The 4,789-nt window shown below is 53.7% G+C and carries 4 protein-coding genes and 2 pseudogenes; all 6 read left to right on the top strand.

Going from position 1 to position 4,789, the window contains the following annotated elements; genetic code table 11:
• A pseudogene (locus HDG33_RS38570) lies at positions 1-344 on the top strand (hypothetical protein); the annotation flags it as partial.
• Positions 345-1,063: 719 nt separating this feature from the next.
• Positions 1,064-1,762 carry a response regulator transcription factor gene (locus HDG33_RS36635; protein ID WP_184041169.1) on the top strand — a complete coding sequence of 233 codons (699 nt, stop codon included), beginning with the start codon at positions 1,064-1,066 and terminating at the stop codon, positions 1,760-1,762.
• 214 nt (positions 1,763-1,976) lie between these two features.
• Positions 1,977-2,280: pseudogene (locus HDG33_RS36630) on the top strand (IS3 family transposase); the annotation flags it as partial.
• 287 nt (positions 2,281-2,567) lie between these two features.
• Positions 2,568-3,041: a response regulator transcription factor gene (locus tag HDG33_RS38565; protein ID WP_409259128.1), complete on the top strand. Its 474-nt coding sequence runs from the start codon at positions 2,568-2,570 to the stop codon at positions 3,039-3,041.
• Positions 3,042-3,160: 119 nt separating this feature from the next.
• A complete protein-coding gene (locus HDG33_RS36620) occupies positions 3,161-3,352 on the top strand; it encodes a hypothetical protein (protein WP_184041165.1) in 192 nt (63 codons plus the stop codon).
• A gap of 366 nt (positions 3,353-3,718) precedes the next feature.
• Positions 3,719-4,789: IS110 family transposase (locus tag HDG33_RS36615; RefSeq protein ID WP_260330727.1), on the top strand; the 1,071-nt coding region annotated here is incomplete at its 3' end.

The following is a 4,789-nucleotide window of genomic DNA, read 5'->3' as shown; positions in this document are numbered from 1 at the left end:
AACACTTCGCGACCCACGAACAGGCAAGGCGGCGTCTGTTCTCGTTTCTGGAGAGCTGGTACAACATACGCCGCCTGCACAGCAGCATCGGCTACCGTTCGCCGCTCGAGTTCGAAAACCTGCATGCGCAAGGTCAAAGCTTATCGCGCGCGGGTTGTCCACCGCCAGGCAGCGTCGTGGTCGTGACAGGCGACCCGCCGCCCGGCCGTGGACAACCCGTGATTCAACCTTATCGGGAGGTGCCACACCGCATTAAACTCAACTGCAAATCTATCTGTCGAACCGGGTCAACCTCAACGGATATTGGCGAGAAGCATGCTCTTGGGACGATGCATTTCCACTAACTCCCTGATCAGGTAAAGCTTGGTCGCAAGGTGGACCCTTTGAACACAGGCTATGCAAAATGAAACGAGTTCATCGCGCGTATCGACCAGGGCATGATCCAATCGATAGTCATGCAGATGAAAACAAGATGAGGATTGGTCTGACAAGAACGTCTCACATCAAGTTCAATGAGCGAGAGAAAGAGCTGGCATTTTTTTCCGCCTGCAATATTTTTCAGAATCACAGTGCGGGCGTTTGACCAACTTGTACGGTAACCACGATGTTTTAGAAGACCTGGAATCTTCGACCGATGTGGAATTGAGGAATTGTCAAATTGCCAGAATGACGTGAATGAGAAAGTGAGTGACGTTAGCTATACTAATCTATTAGAAAAAGCGATCCAGAATCGGATTTCCGGTTGCAGCTTTTTGCGCCTCGAAGACACCCTTGGGTCTTCACCGACCAGTGTCGCACCGTTTCGTATGTGAATTTCATATTGTCCCAGCAATATCCGACTGACGCTCTCGCCGCCCGAAGCTCGTTGAAAACGAACCACTCCGTCGTCGGATCATACGGACAGCAATGCGCTATCTCCAGATATATCCCGTTGGTTTTTCAGATCAGTCAGACAATTTGGTGGATTGAATGAGGCTAGTAAGATACTCGCCCTCGATGGTCGCCGTTACATTAAGCATTCCAAAATTCGATTCATAAATGCAGTTGACCGATCGAGCGAGCAATGAAAATCAAGCTGCTACTTGCAGACGACCACCCGGCATTAATCACTGGCGTCAAATACGAACTATCCAGAGTCCATACTCTCAGCGTCCTTGGGACGGCGCAGGATTCGACGGAAATCGTCAATTTTCTGTCAAATGTCGAATGTGACATTCTCATCACAGACTACTCCATGCCTAGGGGAGAATACGGTGACGGGATGGCCATGCTTTCGTTCTTAAAGCGCCGATATCCCGACCTTAAGATAATCGTCTTCACCACGATCGACAATTTCGCCATTGCTTCCAAGATGCGGAAAATTGGTATCCAATCCGTACTGAACAAATCGAAAGATGTTGACTATCTGATTACCGCCATACATGCAGTTCACGCGGGTGCAACCTACTTTTCACCGACTTCACGCGAGCAACCCGGAAGAGTCGGCCCAACGCAAGCCATACCCCCGCGCAATCTTTCGGGGCGGGAAGCCGAGGTTGTACGTCTGTACGTGTCCGGCGTCACGATTAACGAAATAGCCGCCCAGTTGAATCGGACGAAGCAGACAGTGAGCGCACAGAAAAGGGCGGCGATGCGCAAGCTGGGCATAGAACGTGACGCTGATTTATTCAGGTTTGCATATGAAAGCGGATTTTCGGCCTCCGCGATTCACGCAGAGGATATCGACGCGAATGTCAGGTTATACCCAAATACGGGTGTCTAATCGTCAGCCAATGCCTGGTACTATTTAGTGGAAAGAATTCGAGCGATTTTGTTGAAAGGAGGAGTCGACGAATCTGACGAATATATATGAACTGGAGCGCAGACGTTAGGATGCCATATCGCCATGTCAGGCTTGAGGATTGATGTCGGGCTTGGTACTGCCATTGTCACGCAAGAGCGTCGAGCCTTATCCAGTTCACGCGAGCGCGAAGCATCGTTGGCGTGATGGACTCGTCGCCGTTGATCGGAGCAATGCCCGCTGATGCTCAGAAGGCTTCGAGTTCCGTTGTGACGATGGCTCGCCGTTACGTGGGACCTTCGCGCTGGACTGCCATGACCGGTAGGTGACATCCGTTGGGCAGCGACTACTGGCGCACATAATGACGACGCGTCGTGCGTGATGTGATGCTCGCCGCGGTCGAGCGACGCTTCGGAGCGACCCAGGCGGGTGCGGCCGTCGAACGGCTGTCGGACAACGGCCCTGCCTACATCGACCATCGCACGCGCAGCTTCGCTCGCGGGTTCCGGCGAACTGCTGCGCCATCAACCTAACGGGGTCCTGAGTTACAGGAGCAACTCCAGCCTCTTTCTATGCGTCGCCACAACACCAAAAACAAATTTATGACGAGTCCGACCGGTGTAAAAGAAAAATAACACCCGTCGCATTTCCGTCGATACTCAGAAAAATAGAATGTATGAAAGGCGTTGGTTGATGCTATTTGCATAGCAAGTGCTTTTATTCCAGCATGAATATTCCGAGTGCGATATGAATTCATAAAACTCACGGCAATGAAGGGTTTTGGATTGTGCGCCTGGAGTCGCGACTCAGACGAGATGGCGCGAAAAACTGTCTTTCCGAAAGATCGCGAGGTAGTAAAGTGCAAGGAATAATAAATATTATTGTGGCCGATGACCACCCTGTCGTATTATCGGGTGTCAGAATGGTACTGAGCGGACATACTGATTTAAGAATGGTAGCGACTGCGTGTGACTCGACTGAGGTTGTTGAACGTCTTGCTCGCGTGCCCTGCAATGTACTCGTCACTGACGACGCGATGCCCGGAGGCGAATACGGCGACGGGGTTCCCTATCTGGCGTTCTTGAGAAAGTGTTTTCCGGATTTGAAGATCATCGTATTCAGTATGAATGGCGACCCTGATCTTCGACAGTCGCTCGCGCGGATTGGAGTGCATTCCCTTATTCTAAAGAGTGCTGACGTCGGCGAGCTTGTATCGGCAATACGCAGTGCGTTCTCGGGCAACCTTTGCAACTTCAGTTAGCAACGTTTGGCTGTTATTTTTGTTGAGTTTTGGTTGATTTTTTCAGGGCGATATAAGTCTTTCCCTTCTTCGGCAGTTTTACAACTTGCGATGTAGTGTGAAGATCAAAGGAAATCGAAATGTCGAATAACAAAAAGGCCGCAACTATTCAGGCGCTACTCGCGTTCGTCAATCTCCAAAAGAATGAAGAGCGCGAATTTATAGTAACAATGAACCTTCTGCTTCGGGCCTCTCCAAAAGGTCGGCGGGAAATCATTGCCCAACTTCAGGGGAAAACTTTGGTGAACTCTGATGTTCCCGGAAGGCTATAGGCATTGTCGTCGCTGGCCCGGCGCGGCGAATACAACGGTTTGATAGCCGTTATCGACGGCAAACACCATCAAGCAGACGGTTGATTGAGCGGCTCCGCGCGATAAGCCTCGTTCGTATGGGCGTCGTCAAAGGTGGCAAATTCATTCTTCACGCGCTCGCCGGGCCCGCAAATACCTGGGCACGACATTGGCGATTTACCGAAGAAAACCCAGCGCACTTTGCGCCACGAGACGCGCAACGGCTCATCCGCCACGTTTCCAAAGTATTTGGGCGTAGATTAGAGGGTGTTAGATCCTATGTAGCAGGAAGGCCGGCGAGCTGATCCGTAAAATCAGCTTGTCAACGCTTGCTCAAAGGAGAGCATCATGCACACACAACAGGTCTCCAGGCCATGCGCCGAGGAAATTGTACTGGCAGTGTCGCTCGAGCTCGCAATGGCGAAGTGGAAAGTTGCGCTGCATGATGGCCGCCGCGATCGGCCAGCCGTACATACGGTCACGCAGCCGCAGGCCGCATCCCGTCTGCAGGCGGTGCTGTCCCTGATTGAACAGCACCGGCAGAAATGGGCGTTGCCAGCCAGTGTACGGATTGTCGTAAGCTATGAGGCAGGGCAGGACGCGTTCTGGATCTATCGTGCCTTGCAGGCTCGCGGGATCGAATGTTATGTCGTCGATCCCGCGAGCATCTCCGTTGAACGCCAGAAACGGCGCGCCAAGACGGACCGGCTGGATGTAATCAGGCTGGTCATCAACCTGCGTGCGTGGCTGCACGGTGAACTCGACCGCATGCGCGCGATCCGTGTGCCGTCGCTGCAGGATGAGACGTCGCGCCACCTGATACGCGATCGTGGGCAACTGCAGAAGGAAGTCCTGCAACACCGGGATCGCATGCGCAAGCTGCTGGTCACGCTCGGTTGCTGGGGTGAAGTCGACAGCCGGAAGTTCGCCGTACGTCTGGCAAACGGTGACGTACGGTGCCACGACGGTACGCCACTGCCGCTGGAGCTGCAGCAACGGCTGCTGCGCGAATGCGAGCGACTGGCACTTGCCGAGCAGCAACTGGCGACACTGGAGAGGGCCCGGCTCGAGAGCCTCCCTGAGTTCGCGCGCGAGCGAATCGATCGTCTCACACGCTTGAGCGGCATCGGGGCGGTTGGCGGCTCACGACTGGCACTGGAGCTGTTCTGGCGGCAGTTCAGCAACCGCCGGCAGGTCGGCGCGTGCGTGGGCCTCGCCCCTCAGCCTTATGACAGTGGTGAGAGCCAGGTCGACCAGGGCATCAGCAAGCAGGGTAACCGGCGAGTGCGGGCACTACTGATCGAGATGGCATGGTCGTGGATCCGTAAGCACCTCACGACGACCGTCGTAGACGGCGGCGAGAACCGACATCAAAGTGGTGCCCATCATTTTCGATTTGATGGACATCACTGTGACAGA

This window comes from Paraburkholderia sp. Cpub6 (genome assembly GCF_014201065.1).
GTDB lineage: Bacteria > Pseudomonadota > Gammaproteobacteria > Burkholderiales > Burkholderiaceae > Paraburkholderia > Paraburkholderia tuberum.
The sequence above is the reverse complement of the archived record's forward strand: the minus strand, read 5'-3'. Positions and strand labels throughout refer to the sequence as shown.